At 38.0% G+C, this 19642-nt stretch carries 12 protein-coding genes; 7 read left to right on the forward strand and 5 right to left on the reverse strand.

All coding sequences use genetic code 11. From position 1 onward, the window contains the following. Nucleotides 1-170 precede the first annotated feature (170 nt). From gyrB to secDF, 5 genes are all read left to right on the forward strand, one after another. Nucleotides 171-2120 carry a DNA topoisomerase (ATP-hydrolyzing) subunit B gene (gyrB, locus tag AACY93_RS02750; RefSeq protein ID WP_286852830.1) on the forward strand — a complete coding sequence of 650 codons (1950 nt, stop codon included), beginning with the start codon at nt 171-173 and terminating at the stop codon, nt 2118-2120. 158 nt (nt 2121-2278) lie between these two features. Continuing rightward, nucleotides 2279-3292, forward strand: a complete 1014-nt coding sequence (locus tag AACY93_RS02755; protein ID WP_286852831.1) for a DUF6588 family protein — start codon at nt 2279-2281, stop codon at nt 3290-3292. Between the two features lie 88 nt (nt 3293-3380). Continuing rightward, nucleotides 3381-4307, forward strand: a complete 927-nt coding sequence (mdh, locus tag AACY93_RS02760) for a malate dehydrogenase (protein ID WP_286852832.1) — start codon at nt 3381-3383, stop codon at nt 4305-4307. Nucleotides 4308-4339: 32 nt separating this feature from the next. Next, complete coding sequence (locus AACY93_RS02765; RefSeq protein ID WP_007646567.1) at nt 4340-5002, forward strand: hypothetical protein; 663 nt, start codon at nt 4340-4342, stop codon at nt 5000-5002. Between the two features lie 149 nt (nt 5003-5151). Beyond that, a complete protein-coding gene (gene secDF / locus AACY93_RS02770) occupies nt 5152-8139 on the forward strand; it encodes a protein translocase subunit SecDF (protein ID WP_286852833.1) in 2988 nt (995 codons plus the stop codon). A gap of 296 nt (nt 8140-8435) precedes the next feature. On the opposite strand, the gene AACY93_RS02775 is transcribed toward secDF, so the two are convergent. From AACY93_RS02775 to folE, 5 genes are all read right to left on the reverse strand, one after another. After that, nucleotides 8436-8939, reverse strand: a complete 504-nt coding sequence (locus AACY93_RS02775) for a DUF192 domain-containing protein (RefSeq protein WP_286852834.1) — start codon at nt 8937-8939, stop codon at nt 8436-8438. Between the two features lie 2 nt (nt 8940-8941). Continuing rightward, nucleotides 8942-9871, reverse strand: a complete 930-nt coding sequence (lgt, locus tag AACY93_RS02780; protein ID WP_286852835.1) for a prolipoprotein diacylglyceryl transferase — start codon at nt 9869-9871, stop codon at nt 8942-8944. 152 nt (nt 9872-10023) lie between these two features. Further along, complete coding sequence (gene yidD, locus AACY93_RS02785) at nt 10024-10260, reverse strand: membrane protein insertion efficiency factor YidD (RefSeq protein WP_286852836.1); 237 nt, start codon at nt 10258-10260, stop codon at nt 10024-10026. Between the two features lie 287 nt (nt 10261-10547). Beyond that, nucleotides 10548-12038 (reverse strand): cysteine--tRNA ligase, encoded by a 1491-nt coding sequence (gene cysS / locus AACY93_RS02790; protein ID WP_287005884.1) that lies wholly within the window; start codon nt 12036-12038, stop codon nt 10548-10550. Between the two features lie 69 nt (nt 12039-12107). After that, nucleotides 12108-12785, reverse strand: coding sequence for a GTP cyclohydrolase I FolE (gene folE, locus AACY93_RS02795; RefSeq protein ID WP_287005883.1), 678 nt, complete (start codon nt 12783-12785; stop codon nt 12108-12110). A gap of 203 nt (nt 12786-12988) precedes the next feature. Here folE and AACY93_RS02800 point away from each other — a divergent pair, with 203 nt between their 5' ends. Together AACY93_RS02800 and AACY93_RS02805 are read left to right on the forward strand one after the other, a co-directional pair. Continuing rightward, nucleotides 12989-13468: a hypothetical protein gene (locus AACY93_RS02800; protein WP_287005882.1), complete on the forward strand. Its 480-nt coding sequence runs from the start codon at nt 12989-12991 to the stop codon at nt 13466-13468. Between the two features lie 7 nt (nt 13469-13475). Beyond that, nucleotides 13476-19616, forward strand: coding sequence for a T9SS type B sorting domain-containing protein (locus AACY93_RS02805; protein ID WP_339611057.1), 6141 nt, complete (start codon nt 13476-13478; stop codon nt 19614-19616). Nucleotides 19617-19642 lie beyond the last annotated feature (26 nt).

Here is a 19642-nt window from a genome sequence, read left to right on the forward strand (position 1 = left end):
AAGACACTTTCGCGTAATTAACAAATGTTGATAAAAATAGTTTATACTCGTTAAAGTGCTTTCAAAAAGCGTTTTTAATTCGTATCTTTGTAAGTATCCTAAAATGATGCGTGAGTGTCATTTTTTTTGTGGATAAAACAAAGATTTTTAACGAATAGATAAAGAATCATATGAGTCAAGAAAAAGAAGAATTTAACAAGCACAATTATTCAGCAGATAGTATCCAAGCCCTGGAAGGTATGGAACATGTACGTATGCGTCCATCCATGTATATTGGAGACGTTGGTACAAGAGGTCTTCACCATTTGGTATACGAAGTAGTGGACAACTCTATTGATGAAGCTTTGGCTGGACACTGTAACAATATAACTGTAATCATTAATGAAGATAACTCCATCACTACTGAAGATGATGGTCGTGGGATTCCAGTGGACCTTCATAAAAAAGAAGGAGTATCTGCTTTGGAAGTGGTTATGACCAAAATTGGTGCTGGTGGTAAATTCGATAAAGATTCCTATAAAGTTTCTGGTGGATTGCATGGTGTTGGAGTAAGTTGTGTGAACGCTTTGTCAGAACACTTAAAGGCTACCGTTTACAGAGATGGTAAAATTTACGAACAAGAATACGAAAGAGGTAAACCTTTATATCCTGTAAAGGAAATTGGTGAAACAGAAAATAGAGGAACAACCGTTACTTTTAAACCAGATTCTACCATATTCACTCAAACCCTGGAGTATAGCTATGACACTTTGGCCAGTAGAATGCGTGAATTGGCTTATTTAAATAAAGGCATTACCATTCATTTGGTAGACAAGCGAACAAAAAAAGATAATGGTGAATTTGAAGGGGAAACATTTCATTCTGAAGAAGGCTTAAAAGAATTTATCAAGTTTTTGGATGGCAATAGAGAACCCTTAATGAAAGACGTTATTGCTTTCGAAGGTGAAAAAAATGGTGTTCCGGTAGAAGTGGCCATGGTTTACAACACGTCTTATGCAGAAAACCTACATTCCTATGTAAACAATATCAACACACATGAAGGAGGAACCCATTTGTCAGGTTTCCGTCGAGGCTTAACACATACGCTTAAAAAATATGCAGATGAGTCTGGCATGTTGGACAAATTAAAGTTTGATATTGCAGGAGACGATTTCCGTGAAGGGTTAACGGCCATTATTTCTGTAAAAGTTCAAGAGCCACAGTTTGAAGGGCAAACAAAAACCAAATTAGGAAACAGGGAAGTGTCTGCTTCTGTAAGTCAGGCAGTGTCTGAAATGCTAACCGATTACCTGGAAGAACACCCAGATGATGCCAAAATTATAGTTCAGAAAGTAATTCTTGCTGCTCAAGCACGTCATGCAGCTCAAAAAGCTCGTGAAATGGTCCAGCGTAAAACTGTTATGAGCATTGGTGGTTTGCCAGGAAAACTATCAGACTGTTCAGAGCAAGACCCAGCCAAATGTGAAGTGTTCCTGGTTGAGGGAGACTCGGCAGGTGGAACTGCCAAACAAGGTAGGGACAGAGCTTTTCAAGCTATTTTGCCATTAAGAGGTAAGATATTGAACGTGGAGAAGGCCATGACCCATAAAGTGTTTGAAAACGAAGAAATTAAAAACATCTTTACAGCGCTTGGTGTTACCATAGGAACCGAAGAAGACAGTAAAGCTTTAAACCTATCAAAATTGCGTTACCATAAAATTGTTATTATGTGTGATGCCGATATTGATGGTAGCCATATTGCAACCTTAATTCTTACCTTCTTCTTTAGATACATGAAAGAATTGATAGAACAAGGGTATGTTTATATTGCAACGCCTCCTTTGTATTTAATTAAAAAAGGAAATAAAAAGCAATATGCTTGGTCAGATAAAGAAAGAGATGTCATTGCGGAAGAGTTTGGAGGAAACGTAAGCATACAGCGTTATAAAGGTCTTGGGGAAATGAATGCCGAACAGCTTTGGGACACAACCATGAACCCGGAATTTAGAACCATGCGATTGGTGCAAATAGATAATGGAACCGAAGCCGATAGAATTTTCTCGATGCTCATGGGAGACGAGGTGCCACCACGTAGGGAATTTATTGAAAAGAATGCCATTTATGCAAACATTGATGCCTAATGTTTTGCTTTCAGTTACTTAAACTGAAACAGAATACATAAAGATATAACCTGCAAGATAAAGGATCTTGCAGGTTTTTTTGTATCAAAGCTTTTGGAAAGTAAAACAAGAATTGATAAATAATTGATATATTTGAGTAAACCTACAATTTAGAAACCATGAAAACAATCCCGTTTTTTTTATTTTTAATCATCATTGTATTTCCTGTACAATCTCAAGATAATATTGACGACTTATTGGCTGCTGGTGTTAATGATGCCAAGCGCTTTAGTCAAGATTATTTGGCTCCAGCAACCGAAGGACTGGCTTATGGCATCAATAACGGATGGTTTAACCATGCCAAGGGACAAAAACAATTTGGTTTTGAAATAGGACTTATAGCAAATACCTCATTTATAAACGATGATAAAAAAACATTTGAAATGCGGGCAAGCGATTATGAAAACATCCGATTTCTTGATAATAGCACTTCTAAAAATGTTGCTACAGCCCTAGGACATAACGACCCAGACATCACAGTGGTCATTACTTACGACGATCCTATTTTTGGCAATCAAGAAACAGAGTTAACATTACCAACAGGTATAGGTTCCACAGGAGTCAACATCATTCCTGCAGCATTTTTGCAAGCAGCGTTTTCTCCATTTAGAGGCACACAAATAAAAGCGCGCTATTTTCCCAAAATTGAAACTGAAGATGTGAAAACAGGTCTATATGGGGTTGGTATTCAACAGGAATTTACAGCGTGGTTGCCTAGGGATAAATTCTTTCCAGTAGCCATCTCTGGATTGATAGCTTACACGCATCTGGATGGAAGCTACGATTTTACAGATTCCAATCTTGTTGAGGGTAGTAATCAACAAGTGCAAACAGATATCAATACCTTCTTGTTTGAGTTGATTGGCTCTACTAATTTTAAAGTGCTAAATGCCTATGGAGCCATTGGTTATTTAAGTGGCAAATCACAAACAGACCTTTTGGGAACTTATGTGGTCACAGATGGTTTGTTGTATTCAGAAAGCATTGTGGACCCTTTTTCCATTGAAGAGAAGGTAAACGGCATCCGGACCACACTGGGAGCCAATGTAAAACTAGGATTTTTCAGCCTAAATGTGGATTATACGTTTGCTGAATTCAATAGTGCTTCGTTAGGGTTGAATTTTTCATTCTAGATTTCATTGAAACTTCAAACAATTATGATTTAAAAATGTTAAATTTGCTGAAATTTAATCATTTCAAAACTTAAAATATTATATAAAAATGAAAGTAACAGTAGTTGGAGCAGGAGCAGTAGGTGCCAGTTGTGCAGAATACATTGCCATTAAAAATTTCGCATCAGAAGTTGTTTTATTGGATATCAAGGAAGGTTTTGCTGAAGGGAAAGCCATGGATTTAATGCAAACAGCTTCATTAAACGGATTCGATACGAAGATAACTGGAATTACTAACGATTATTCTGCCACTGCAAATAGCGATATTTGTGTGATTACCTCTGGTATTCCTAGAAAACCAGGAATGACCCGCGAAGAGCTTATTGGTATCAATGCAGGTATTGTTAAGGCTGTATCATCCAGCTTGGTGGAGCATTCCCCAAATACCATCCTTATTGTTGTAAGTAACCCAATGGATACCATGGCTTACCTAGCAGCAAAAGCTACAGGTTTACCAAAACATAGAATTATTGGAATGGGTGGCGCTCTGGATTCTGCACGTTTTAAATACAGATTGGCCGAAGCTTTAGAAGCTCCAATTAGCGATGTGGACGGAATGGTACTTGGTGGACATAGCGATACGGGAATGATTCCTTTAACCAGATTGGCAACAAGAAACTCGGTTCCAGTAACTAAATTCTTATCTGCCGAAAGATTGGAACAAGTTAAAGAAGATACAAAAGTTGGTGGTGCAACCCTTACAAAATTATTGGGAACATCTGCATGGTATGCGCCAGGAGCTGCTGTAAGTAGTTTAGTTCAAGCGATTGCTTGCGACCAGAAAAAAATGTTTCCTTGTTCGGTTTACCTTGAAGGGGAATATGGCATGAACGATATATGTATAGGTGTTCCTGTTATTCTAGGAAGAAAGGGTATTGAGAAAATAGTTGAAATAGATTTAAACGATGCCGAAAAAGCCAACATGAAAGAAAGTGCAGAAGCTGTTAGAAAAACTAATGGTTTATTGGAACTATAAGAATCCTAATTAACATAAAACAAAAGAATTAAATGAAAAAAATATTATTTATAGTATTGGTTGCAATCACCTCAGTTGGTTTTTCGCAAGAAACAATTAAAGAAGGTGTTGTGCTTTCTAAACAAACCATGTCCACAGACAATGCCGAATTACAAAGTCAGTTGGCTATGGTTGGAGACATAGTTACCACCACGTATTTTAAAGGAAACAAATCCCGTTCTGAAACCAATAATTTCATGACAGGTACTTCGGTGACTATTATGGACAATGACAATAACCAAATGTTAATGACCTTAAACAATCAAATGGTAGGCAAAAAATATGTGTTAAAAAGCATGGAGCCTTCAGAAGAGGATTTAGAGAACATTACGGTTACTAAAGGAGATGAAACCAAAAACATATTGGGTTACGAGTGTCAAGAATATAATGTGGAAGTAAATAAAGATGGCGTGGTAGTTAAAATGGACATTTACACTACAGATAAATTGAGTGCACTTTCTCAGCAATCAACCATGATGGGAGCAGACATTAAAGGGTTTCCAATGTACTTGACCATGAACATGAATCAAATGGGAATGAACCTAACCATTACCCAAGAAGCTACAGAAATAAAAAAAGAAGCTGTTTCTGATGATAAATTTGATATGACACCTCCAGAAGGTTACGAAAAAACCGACAACCTGCAAGGGATGTAAGCCTTCAATTTTAGTATAACAAAAAAAACAGCTTTTTTATGGCTGTTTTTTTTGTTATATATCTCAAACATTTTGTTAAATAAGTATAGAAGATATATATTTGCTCGTTTTTAAAAATAACAACAAGAAACTAATTAATTTAATAAATAATGCAGAATAAAGGATTAGTAAAACTATTTGCAATTTTATTTGGTTTGGTAAGTATTTACCAATTGTCTTTTACATTTAAGGCAAACAGTTTAGACGAAGATGCCATTGTATATGCAAAAGGCGATGTAGAAAAAGAGCGTCAGTATCTAGATTCAATAGCTAACGAAAAAGTTTATAGTTTAGGTATCGCAGATTACACTTACAACGAAGTAAAGGAAAATGCCATGAATCTTGGTCTGGACCTTAAAGGTGGTGTTAGTGTTATCTTACAGGTATCTGTAAAAGACATCTTAAAAGGTTTGGCTAATTACAGTAAAGACCCAGTTTTTAACAAAGCATTGGACGATGCGTCCGAACTTCAAAAAAACAGTCAGAATACCTATTTGGAAGATTTCTTTGTAGCTTTTGATAAAATTAAAGGCGATACTAAATTAGCATCACCAGAAATTTTTGCAAACAGAACCTTAAGTGAAGAGATTACTTTCGATATGTCTGATGATCAAGTAAGACCCATTATTGAAAGAAAAATTGATGAATCTATTGTGTCTGCTTTCGAAGTATTGCGTAAACGTATTGATGAATTTGGAGTGACCTCTCCAAGCATCCAACGTTTAGGGAACTCTGGACGTATTTTGGTGGAGCTTCCAGGTGTTAAAGACAAAGAAAGAGCCCTTAAATTACTTCAAAGTACAGCTCAGTTGGAATTCTGGGAAGCTTATAAGGGAGAAAACTTCATTGGCTTTTTAAACCAAGCCAACGAATTGCTTAAAGAAATTGAAGCCGAAAGTGATGAGACCACTACTGAAGAAGTAGCTGAAGAATCCCAAGATTCCGAAGACGATAAAATTGCCGATTTATTGGGAGACGATCCTGATTCTTTGGATATAGAAAGCAATCCTATAGGAAAACTAATTAGAGGTTTTGGTTATCAAGGAGGACCTATTGTGGCACAATTTGCTATTAAGGATAAAGACCAAGTTCTGGAATATTTAAACATGCCACAAGTAAGGGCTTTGATTCCTGCTGAAATGCGTGATGTAAAATTCTTGTTTGGAAAACCAGAAAAAGATAGCGAAATAGTAGATTTATATGCTTTGGTAGGAAACAGGGACAACATACCACCTTTAAGTGGTGCTGTGGTTACAGATGCTCGTCAGGAGTTTGGACCAACAAACAAACCTGTTGTATCTATGCAAATGAATGCCAAAGGGGCTAAAATCTGGGAAGAGATGACTGGGAAAGCCTTTAACCAAGGCAGTCAGATAGCTATTGTTCTGGATAATGTGGTGTATTCTGCTCCTGGTGTAACAACTGGAGCTATTTCTGGCGGAAACTCTCAAATTTCTGGAGACTTTACATTAAACGAAGCAACCGATTTAGCAAACGTTTTACGTGCTGGTAAATTACCTGCTTCTGCAGATATCATTCAAGGTGAGGTAGTAGGACCTTCTTTAGGTCAGGAAGCAATTGATAGCGGTAAAATATCTTTCTTGATTGCACTTTCCTTGGTGCTTTTATGGATGATTTTCTATTATGGTAAAGCTGGTTTGTTTGCAGACATCGCCATGATTTTCAACATCCTTTTAATCTTTGGTGTGCTTTCTGGTTTAGGAGCCGTATTAACGCTTCCTGGTATTGCTGGTATTGTATTGACCATTGGTATGTCGGTCGATGCAAACGTGCTTATTTTTGAGCGTATCCGGGAAGAATTGGCCAAAGGAAAAGGGCAGAAAGAGTCCATCCAGGACGGATTTAGCAATGCCTTGTCTTCTATTTTGGATGCCAATATTACAACTGGTTTAACAGCATTGATCTTATTCATTTTTGGAACAGGACCTATTAAAGGATTTGCAACTACCTTATTAATTGGTATCGCTACATCTTTATTTACGGCAATTTTCATTACAAGACTGATTATAGATTGGTACATAGGAAGAAAAGGCAACTTGGACTTCGCTACTGGTCTTACCAAAAACCTATTCAGAAATATCAATATCGATTTCTTAAAGAAACACAAAACAGCTTATATTGTATCTAGTATAGCTATTGTAATAAGTTTAGGATCTTTATTTACAAACGGTTTGGATCAAGGTGTCGATTTTGTTGGAGGTAGAACCTATCAAGTACGTTTTGATCAACCTGTAAGCTCTTCGGAAATTACTAGTTTGCTTTCTTCTCCTGAAGTATTTGGTTCTGCAGATGCCAAAACATTTGGTAATGCCAACCAATTAAAAATCACTACCAAATTTAAAGTTGAAGAAACAGGAACAGAGGTTGATGAAGAATTAAGAAAAACCTTATACACAGCTTTACAACCACACTTAGATGGGATTTCTTATGAGGAATTTATTAGTGACGATGAGAACAAAACCCATGGACTGATGAAATACTACAAAGTAAGTCCAACCATTGCAGACGATATTAAAAAAGCATCGTTCTGGGCAATATTAGGCTCTTTAATCGTGGTATTCCTTTATATCTTATTCCGTTTTAAAAGATGGCAATTCTCACTTGGTGCAGTGGCAGCAGTATTCCATGATGTGCTTATTGTATTGGGTGTTTTCTCTTTAACATACAAATTCATGCCATTTACCATGGAGATAGACCAAGCCTTTATTGCGGCTATCTTAACAGTAATAGGATATTCATTAAACGATACGGTTGTAGTGTTCGATAGAATTCGTGAGTTCTTTAATGAACATACCAACTGGCATTTCGACAAAGTTATCAATACTTCTTTAAGCAGTACTTTAAGTAGAACCTTAAATACCTCTTTAACTACTTTAGTGGTATTGTTGGCCATCTTCATATTTGGAGGGGATTCTATTAGAGGCTTTATGTTTGCCTTAATTGTAGGTGTAATAGTTGGTACCTATTCATCATTATTTATTGCAACTCCAATTATGTACGACTCTGTTAAAAAAGGAGATGCCAAAGAGTCCTTAAAAAACAAGGTAAAAGAAGAAATGGAAGAAGCTAAAGCTTAATTCTTATTTTAATAATATAAAAAAGCCTTTCAGTTATTTCTGAAAGGCTTTTTTTATCTATATCATTTGGGTTATAAAAGCAGAAGGTATTTGTTTTTTGAAGAAGGTTCAAAGAAAACATTAAAAACTGATTCTTGTTTGCTGATGTTTAAGTTGATTGTTTTAAATCTTTAGTTTTAGTTGTAATCTGTTTTCTCCAAAAAAACACTGGGTTGTAAAATACATACTTTGCTAAAAGCTGAAAACTGAGACTGAAATCTGTTTATAAGAACAAAGCTTGAGTGAAATAGGGAAGACTAATTCTTGGAAAATTCCATCTTATCACCAACTTCCAATCGCCATTTGCTTACCAAGCCAGCATTAACCTCCAGAACATACATGGCAGGAACGTGAGACGGTAACGAAGACTCATTTAAGGGTTGGGCATTTTCTTGAAAACTGACAATGGATTTTGATTGATCCAAATAAATTATATCTAGTGCAAACCTGGTGTTTTTCATATAAAACGAACGAGGTCTTTCATCAGGGAACACAAACAGCATGCCTTGGTTTTCTTTCATGGAATTTCGGTACATCAATCCTGTTTGCGTGTCGTATTCGGAATCTGCTATTTCAATATCCAATTTAGAAACTAGGGAGTCTGAGGTAGGTTTAAACAAAGTTAACTCGCCTTCTTTGGTAAAAGGAACTTCAGTGGTCTTAATTATTTTTTTGTCTTCTTTACAAGAACTGTTAATACTAAAAGAGGCCAAGCTTAAAGCAAAAAGAAATGGTAAAGAGTGCCTTGATTTAAAATTCATATTTAAGCTTCCTTGGTTTTTGGTTTAAAACCAAACATAAAATAAAGTCCAATAATTATAAATGGAATACTTAACATCTGTCCCGTATTTAAGCCCATTAAGGTTATATATTCTTCACCTTGAGGTTCTTTTACAAATTCCACAAATAAACGTATGGTCCATAGCAGCACTAAAAACAAACCGAACAAAAAACCAGCTTGGTTGCCTTTGTTGGTTTTAATATAGAAATACCATAAAATAGCAAACACAAAAACATAACAGAACGCTTCGTATAACTGAGCAGGATGTCTATAAGGCACTGCTTGCAACAAGTCTTGAAACTGAGGATTGGTTGCAATGGCATCATAAGCTGCTTTTGGTGTTTTCATACCAGTAAGCTGCATGGCTTCCCCTTGGGCATATTCATCTTGAATAAAACGAACACCGAAAGCTGAATCGGTTACTTTTCCAATAATTTCAGAATTAATAAAATTCCCAATTCTAATAAATACAGCTCCAGAAGCTACAGGAATGACCACTCTGTCCAATATCCACATTAAAGATTTGTACTTGTATTTTCTTCGATATAAATACATACCAATAATGATTCCTATGGCAGCTCCATGACTGGCTAGGCCTTGAAAACCAGTAAATTCGAATTCTGGATGAAAACGAAATGGTAAAAAGATGCTAAAAAAATCTTGAGAGATCAATTCCGATTGATAGAATAGCACATGTCCCAAACGTGCTCCCAGCATGGTTGCAAAAACTGTGTAAATAAATAAAGGGTCTAAATATTCCAGTTTCACTTTTTCTTTAATAAAAATCCGTTTCATGATATACCAACCTAAAAGGAAGGCTATTATCCACATCATGCTATAAAAATGAAGTTTGAAATTTCCAATAATGTCTATTCCTGAAACAGGATTCCAATCGAATTTAAGTAGAAACATAGATTTTAATTTGTGATTGTAAAGATAGCATTTATGTATTATTAAAATCAATATGTTAAAAAGGATTAACGAGAATTTATCATTATGGAGGATGTGGAAATGGTGATGATTTGTTTATACGGACAGATCGCGACCTGTCCGTACGGCAATTTTTAGTTGTCATCTTTTTCTGGAACTGGATCGTAGCCACTTCTTCCCCAGGGATGACAACTGAAAATTCTAATGATAGCCAATTTACCACCTTTAAAAAAGCCATGTTTCTCAAGGGCTTCTTTTGCATAATGAGAACATGTTGGTTGAAACCTGCAAGTGGCTGGCGTTAATGGGGAAATTACTGTTTGATAAATTTTTATAAGTAATAGAAAAGGATATGTTAAAATTCGTTTCAAGAGGTTTGTATTGAGATTTTTGTTGTTTAATCAGGTGTCATTAAGCATTTAGATATCTGAACTTAAGAAAATGATTCCTTAATCTATTTATTTTATTGATATGATAAAAAGTATTCTATTTTATTTCTAATTGCTGCGAAACATTTATTTGTAATAAACTGCAATGTTCAAAAAAAAACCGGCTTGGTTTAATAATTCAAATTTTAATATGAAATATAACGAACTAAAATCTATCAATATCTATCAGAAAATATAGCCCACAACTAGGCAGGCGACTTTACAACAAACTAGGAGAGGCTAAACGAGGTGCCATCCTTCCCATCTTTCAATTGTATGCCAAGGTCTTGAAGTTCGTCACGAATTTGATCGGATAAGGCGAAATCTTTGTTGGCTCTGGCTTCTTGACGTAGTTTTATTAAAAAGGCTACAGTTCCAGTTAATTTTTCGTTTGTACCTTTATTATCATCTGTTGTTGTAAGTTCTTCCAGTCCCATAATATCAAATACAAAGGCATGGATGGCTTTTTTTAACTCGGCCAAATCGTCTTTTGTTATGCTTGCCTTAGCATCATTTATTTGGTTGATGTATTTGGCCGCTTCAAATAAATGGGCAATTAAAATTGGTGAGTTAAAATCGTCGTTCAAGGCATCGTAACAAGATTGTTTCCATTCAGGAACATTAAATGTAGACGAAGTTGAAGTTGGTAAACTGTCCAATAAGTTTATGGCCTCCATAAGTCTGTTAAATCCTTTTTCACTGGCCAACAAACCATCATTGGTAAAATCCAAAACACTTCTGTAATGAGCTTGAAGCATGAAGAATCGTGCCACAGAAGGAGAAAACCCTTTAGTGATATGAGGATTGTCTCCAGAGAAAATCTCATTAGGTAAAATAAAATTCCCGGTAGATTTTGCCATTTTCTTACCATTCATAATGAGCATGTTGGCATGCATCCAATAATTTACAGGTGTTTGACCTTTGGCAGCTTGGTTTTGAGCAATTTCACACTCATGATGAGGGAATTTTAAATCCATGCCACCTCCATGAATATCAAAATGTTCGCCCAGATATTTGGTGCTCATGGCTGTGCATTCCAAATGCCATCCAGGAAACCCATCGCTCCATGGCGAAGGCCAGCGCATGATATGTTGAGGTTCAGCTTTTTTCCAAAGTGCAAAATCTTGAGGGTTCTTCTTGTCGCTTTGACCATCAAGTTCACGTGTGTTATGGATTAAATCTTCCACTTTACGTTTGCTTAAAATGCCGTAATTGTTGGTTTCGTTATATTTTAAAACATCAAAATATACAGAGCCATTCACTTCATAAGCAAAACCATTGTCAATAATGGTTTTAATTAATTCTATCTGCTCTATAATATGACCTGTTGCTGTGGGTTCTATGCTAGGAGGCAGAAAATTGAACGCATTTATTATGTTATGAAAATCCACTGTATAACGTTGTACCACTTCCATGGGTTCAATTTCTTCCAAACGTGCTTTTTTGGCAATTCGGTCTTCACCAACATCAGCATCGTTTTCCAGATGTCCTGCATCTGTTATGTTTCTTACATAGCGAACTTTATAGCCTAAATGTAATAGATATCTGTAAATCATATCAAAAGACATGAACGTCCTAACATTTCCTAAATGCACATTGCTATAAACGGTAGGTCCACAAACGTACATGCCTACATAGCCTTCATGAATAGGTTTAAAAACGTCTTTTTCGCCAGTAAGCGAATTGTATATTTTTATTTCTTGCTGCTTATAAAGTGGCATATTGTGAATGATGTATAGTTTTAGGTTATAAAGTTAGTCTGTAAGATGTAATAATTTCTGAAATGAAAATTAAAAAGAAGTATCCATTTTAATGTAATCCAAAAACTCCCTTTTAGTTTCCTTGTCCTTAAATTTACCACCAAATTCTGATGTGATCGTACTACTTTCAGTATCTCTAATCCCACGGGAATTAACACATAAATGTTTGGCGTCAATTACACAGGCAACATCTTCGGTGTTAAGAACTTCTTGTAGTTCCTTTACGATTTGAATGGTTAAGCGTTCTTGAACTTGAGGTCGCTTTGCATAATAATCCACGATTCGGTTCATTTTAGACAAGCCAACAACAGTGCCGTTTGAAATATATGCCACATGGGCTTTTCCAACAATTGGCAGTAAATGATGCTCGCAAGTGGAGTAAACAGTAATGTTTTTTTCTACCAGCATTTCACCATATTGATATTTGTTTTCAAAGGTTGATGCATTAGGTTTTTTGTCAGGATTTAAACCACCAAAGAGTTCTTTTACAAACATTTTGGCGACTCTGTTTGGGGTGCCTTTTAAGCTGTCGTCGGTTAAGTCAAGCCCTAAAGTCTCCATAATATGTTGGACATCGTCCTTAATGATGTCTATTTTTTCTTCGTTTGTAAGCTTAAAAGCATCTTCACGCATGGGAGTATCTGAAGATGATCCTACATGGTTATCTCCTAACGACTCAAACTCCTCTAACTTTTCGTCAAATTTCATCCGATAATTTAAATTTGTATTTAATTTGCAAAGATAAGAAATTCCCTTTTTAAAGGGGTTTTATTAACACAGAATTAATTTAGCCAAAAATTTAACGCTGTTTTTCATAAAATTTCCTTAATTTTCAGCTCATTTTTTAACAATAAAAACACGTTTTTTTAACATAACTTGTTAATTAAACGCGCTTTATGATGAATTTCCCTATGAAAAAAACAATGACTCTATTTGCTATGTTGTTTTGTGTGTTTACAACAACAATATTAGCACAAAATCAACCATTGCAAACCAAGGTACCTCTAAAAAGAGTATCCTATGGATCTAATGTTGGTGCGCCACTGAGTGCTAAAGAACAAATGCAACTTGAAGAAGTTTATGGTGATAAATTAAACGAATACGTGTTAAGCAAACCGCAACGTTTAAAAGATATTAAGCATTTGTTAAGAAATAGGATTGCGTATAAAAGAATACCAAATCCTTATGATCAAAAACCTTGTCCACTATTATCAGAAATTCCATTGTTTAATAACTATGTGCCAGATTTAAAAAGCGACCCAGTTTTTAATCCACAAACCTTTAATCCATTAAAATATCAATTTAATTTTTATGCGAGAGGTACTTATATGTACAGGGTTGACAATACCGATTACTTTATTATAATAAAATCTCAGCATCAAAATTTTTAAGTAAGTTATGAAAAAGATAATTTTCCCTATAATAGCACTTTTATTCAGCCTTACAGCACTATCGCAAGATGTGATTATGCAAAACGGAACCTCAAGTCAGTGTTCAGGCATATTTTATGATTCTGGAGGAGCAACTGGAAATTATGGTGATGGCGAAAGTTTTGTTTACACCATTTGTCCAGAAAACCCTGGTCAACAAGTACAGTTGGATTTTATTGCTTTTAGTACCCAATTAAATGCAGATATTATGACCATTTACGATGGTGATGATACTACTGCTCCAGTTTTAGGCACGTTTTCAGGAGGAGGTCCTGGAAATAACCCTGGATTAGTAACTGCTACATCAGGTAATCCTACAGGGTGTTTAACTATAGAGTTTGTTAGTGATGGAGCTGGAGCTACTACTGGTTGGGAGGCTAATATTTCTTGTTATACTCCATGTCAGGATATTACAGCTGTTTTAGATACTTCCAATCCAGCCCCAAATGGTGATGGTGAAATTTTAATCTGTGTGGGAGGTGATGTTGAATTTACGGGAAGTGCTGTTTTTTCTGTCGATGGTACTGGAGCTACTTATGATTGGGATTTTGGGAATAACACAACAGCTACAGGGCAAAACGTTATTGCAACTTATACAAATCCGGGTATTTATATTGTAGAATTAGTGGTTACAGATACAAATCCTATAGGTTGTAGTAGCATGAATAGTATAAGTCAAGTTGTTAGAGTATCTCCAGAAATAGATTTTACTGGTACTCAAGCTACAAATTCTACTCTTTGTTTTGGTGATTCCACAACTATTGATGGTGTTGCTTCAATTCCTCAATTTGAAGACTGTGCTCCTGAAATTTTTGACCAAACTTGGTTAGAAGATACGCAAACTACAGGTCAAGCAGCATCTTATTCATCTACAATAACTGTAGATTGTTATGGGCCAGGCCAAGTGATTACTGATGTTTCTCAAATCACAAATATTTGTGTTACAATTGAACATTCATTTATTGGAGATTTAGATATTTATTTAGTGGCACCAAATGGAAGTAGAGTTGATTTTTTGGAATATGGAGATGGAAATGATCCTGGAGCTTATTTTGGGATTCCAGATCAAGCTGATAATGGAAACCCTGGTATAGGTTGGGAATATTGTTTCTCACCCACAGCTCCACAATCAATAAATGATGTTGCTATTGGAGGTTCTAGTGTTCCTGCTGGAAGCTATGCACCACTTCCTACATCTTCTTTTAATAATTTAATTGGTACACCTTTAAATGGTAATTGGACATTTGTTGTAACCGACTTATGGGCTATAGATGATGGGACGTTATTTTCTTGGAATTTGAATTTTGACCCATCTTTAGTTCCTCCTTCCAATAATATTGTAAGTGAGTCTTGGGATGCAGACCCTTCTATAACCAACACAACCGGAAATACCATTACAGTGCAACCAGCAACAGAAGGCGTACATTGTTATACATACCGTGCTATGGACGATTTTGGTTGTGAATATACAGAGCAGGTTTGTATTGATGTGTTGCCAGAAATTGTTACAGAAGCACCTAACAACCTCTTTTTGTGCAATCCAGGTGCTCCACCTTTCATCTTCGATCTAACTCAGAATACACCAGTGGTAACTGCATCAGCTGCCAATGCAGGTGATTTAGTAGTCACGTACCACAACTCCCAAGCCGATGCCGATGCCGATACAGGTGCCATAGGTACAGCAGCTGCTTATACAGGAGTAGATGGAGAGGTGATTTATATAAGAATTGAATATTTAAACTCAGGTTGCTACGAAACCTCTTCCTTCACTTTGAACATCACGCCCGAGCCAACTATCAATGCAGTTGGTGATTTGGTGCAATGTGACGATTCGAGCAATGATGGTGTAGCCGATTTTGATTTAGAGAGTCAGACCTTGACAATATTGGGAGCGCAGCCCTCGAGTGATTTTACAGTGACTTATTATTCAAGTCAAGCCTCAGCCGATGCAGGCACAGGCGCCTTGAGCAGTCCCTATTCCAGTTCAGGAGAGCCTATATGGGTACGTGTAGAACTGGCCAGTGATGCCAGCTGCAGCAATGTTTCAGTGGGCCCATTTTTCGATTTGGTGCTGAACCCAGTGCCAGAGATTATACCGGCAAGTCAGACCATTTGTGATAACGTTCTTCCGGGAGACGATGGGTTTGGGGAATTCGACCTGACCCTATCAGAGACATCCATATTAAATGGGTTACCGTCCACAGACTATACCATCACGTATTATGAAGATGCCACAGATGCCGAAACAGGTCCAGGCTCGGCAAGTGAAATCCTAACACCAGGCGCATATACCAATACCACGGCCACTACCCAAACAGTCCATGTTCGCGTAGAAAATATCACGACACAATGTTACAGTGTGGCCCAGTTGTTGCTAACGGTGGATCCATTGCCAGTGATAACCGGCCTTGCCACCAATACAGATATTTGCGATGGTACAGATGCCATTTTTACCATAACAGGTATGCCAGGCGATGTTGTAGACTATAACATCAATGGAGGAGCAAGCAGTCAAATAACCTTAGACGCATCAGGAGAAGGAATAGTAACGGTTCCAGGAGCCACAGTTAACCAAACCATTACTTTGGAGCAAATAACCAATCCAGATACGAGCTGTAGTTCGACACTTACAGACACAGCAACTGTAACCGTGGTGGCCTTGCCGAGTATTGTGTCATTAACAACAAACACAGACATCTGCAGTGGAGAAGATGCCATTTTTACCATAACAGGTACGCCAGGCGATGTTGTGGACTATAACATCAATGGAGGAGCAAGCACACAAGTAACCCTAGATGCTTTAGGCGAAGGTATTGTAACGGTAGCAGGAGCCACAGTAGATCAGGTGGTTACATTGGAACAAGTTACCAACCCGACCAGCAATTGTAGTTCCCCTCTTACCGATACCGCTACGGTTATTGTGAATCCAAACCCAACAGCAAACGTAGTTGCTGCAGGCGATATCTGTCCCAATGGCGATGCCGTGTTTACCATTACAGGGGATGCAGGCGATATTGTGGATTACAATGTAAATGGAGGAGCCAGTGTTCAGGTAACTCTAGATGCCTTGGGCGAGTGGGTTGTAACAATACCAAGCGTCGGTGTAACCCAGACCCTTAGCTTAGAAAATGTAGAAAACCCGACCACGGCTTGTAGTTCAACACTAACGACAACAGCTGTTGTTGTGGTAAACCCATTACCAACAGTAGTAGATCCAAGCCCATTGATTGTCTGCGATGACAATGTAGCCGATGGGATGACAGAAATGGATTTGAATGAGAAGAATGATGAGATCTCTGGAGGCAATGCAACTTATATAGTTACCTACCATGCCAGTTTATTAGATGCAGAGAATGGTTCACCAGAAGTACTGCCATCATCTTCAGCCTATATAGGCACCGATGGTGAGGTGGTTTGGGTGCGCGTAGAGGACGCGGCAACCGGTTGTTATGCCACCACGACATTGGAACTTGGTGTAGTGGATGCACCGGCAGTTCCAAGTCCATCAGCCCTGCATTATTGTGATCCAGATAATGATGGTCTAGGTGTTTTTGATTTAACGGACACTAGAAACAATATAGAAGCAATAGATCCAACCTACGAGGTTTCTTTTCACTTAACCGAGCAAAATGCCATGGACGATGTCCTGCCACAGCCGGACGTATTTACAAATGTAGCAGGTCAGATAATTTATATTCGAGTAGATTATGGTCCGGGGACCAACTGCCCGACCATTTTGGAGCTGGAACTGATAATAGACCCAACACCGGATATAGAAATGGATCCAGAGGCACTGGTACTGTGCGATGACGATGGGGTTGCCGATGGGATGACGCAATTTGATTTAACAACGAGCAATACAGAGATTTTAAATGGGCTAGATCCAATGGCATATTCCGTTACATATTATACCACACAGGCAGGGGCAGAGATAGGGACAACCGATCCAAGCTATATAGCAACTCCAGGCGCCTTTACCAACACTGTGGCATCAAACCAGACCGTTTGGGTACGTGTTGAGAATAATGCCACAGGCTGTATAAGGGTAACCTCCCTGGAACTGATTGTGAACCCGCTACCAGTTCCAGTAACCACAACCGAAGCGATGCAATACGAGATCTGTGACGACAGCGTTGACAACGATGGCTATGCCATATTTGATTTGACGGTCCAGGACAATATCATAACAGGGGGCAACTCCAGTTGGTCCGTGGCCTATTACGAGACCATGGCGGACGTAACGGCAAACACGCCAATAGCAGATTATACAGCTTATGCCAATACCTCGATAGGTGGGGCACCACACAATCCACAGACCATCTTTGTAACCGTATCCTCTACGGCCAATGGAGTGGACTGTTATGCGCTGACCACCTTGACCTTGGTGGTGAACACGGTTCCGACCCCAACAGCAGCACTGCCAAACATGGAGTTGTGCGATGATAACAATCCAGGGGATTTAGAAGAGGAGTTTGATATCACGGCCAATGAAGCAGCGATGTTGAATGCCTATAACGAAACCGTTTCGTACCATACCACAATGGCCGATGCGGAATCAGGGGCGAACAGCATTCCAAACCCAACCGCGTACACAAACACAGGCCCGACACAAACCATTTATGCGCGAGTTACAAATACAGGGGATCCATCAGATCCATTAGATACAGGAACTGGATGTTATACCATTGTAAGTTTTGATATTATTGTGAACCCATTACCGGATACGGTTGCAGTAGACAATATAATAGCCTGTGAGTTAAACACAGACAATATTTATATTTTTGATTTAACAACACAAACCAGTGCTATTTTAAATGGGCAACCAGAGCCGGATTTTGCAGTAAGCTATTATACAACATTAGCAGCAGCAGAGTCGGGAACAGGAGCTATAGCAAACCCATCTGCTTTTCAAAACACAGTAAACCCACAAGAGATATTTGTAAATATAAACAATACAATCACAAGCTGTGATATAGCTACGGTAAGCTTCTTTGTTGAAGTACAAGAGGCAGCAGAGGTCAACCCAAACCATGATACTTATGTATTATGCGATGACACCATGGAATTTGATGGCGACCCAAGCAATGATAGTGTTGGTTTTGATTTATTATCACAAAACTTTGTTTTGTTAAATGGACAAGATCCAGCTAATTTTAATGTGACATATTATGAGACCATGGCGGACGCCGAGGCCATGAGCAATGCCATAGGTACATCAGCACCGTATGTCAACCTTACCAACCCACAGGTTATTTGGGTGCGAATAGACAACGATAGCACACCAGGTTCTATATGTTACGATATCAAGCCATTAACGTTACAGGTGGATCCCATCCCAGCGTTTGACATGGACGATCTGTACACCATTTGTATAAACACAAACGGAACAGAGGTGATAAGCGCCCCGTTAATGGATACCGGTCTAAGTTCAACCTTATATGGTTTTGAGTGGACAGAAGCAGGAGATCCATCAACAGTGTTAAGTACAGGCTCTTTTTATGAGCCACCAGTAGAAGGCACTTATACGGTAATGGTAACAGACCTCTCCAATGGGTGTACAAGCACAGACACAGCTGTCGTGCAATTGAGCTCTCCACCAAATGTTACAGCTAATGTAACAACAGAAGCTTTTGCAGACAATCACATCATAGAAGTAACAGCAACAGGGGATGGTGCAGCAGTATTTGAATTCAGTATAGACAATGGCCCATGGGTGAGCAACGAGCCAAATACCAACACCTATACCTTCTCCAATGTGCCTTTTGGGGAGCATGTGATCCAGGCCAGGGACATCAATGGATGTGGAGTGGCCAGCGATATGGTGCTTGTTATGGATTACCCATTGTTCTTTACACCCAACAACGATGGATATAACGATACGTGGCGGATATTTGGGATAGAGAACCAATTGGATGCCAAGATTTTTATATACGATCGATATGGCAAGCTGTTAAAGCAGTTAAGCCCTACCGGTCCGGGATGGGACGGTACCTACAATGGCGAATTGATGCCGTCAAGTGACTATTGGTTTACCATAGAGTATCGAGAACTAGGAGAAAGTACAGGAGAGCAAAAGCAATTTAAAGCCCACTTTAGTTTAAAGAGGTAAGGGTCAGAAAGGCTTTCTCTCGATAT

It is taken from the genome of uncultured Xanthomarina sp., from assembly GCF_963971605.1.
GTDB classification, from domain to species: Bacteria; Bacteroidota; Bacteroidia; order Flavobacteriales; family Flavobacteriaceae; genus Xanthomarina; species Xanthomarina gelatinilytica.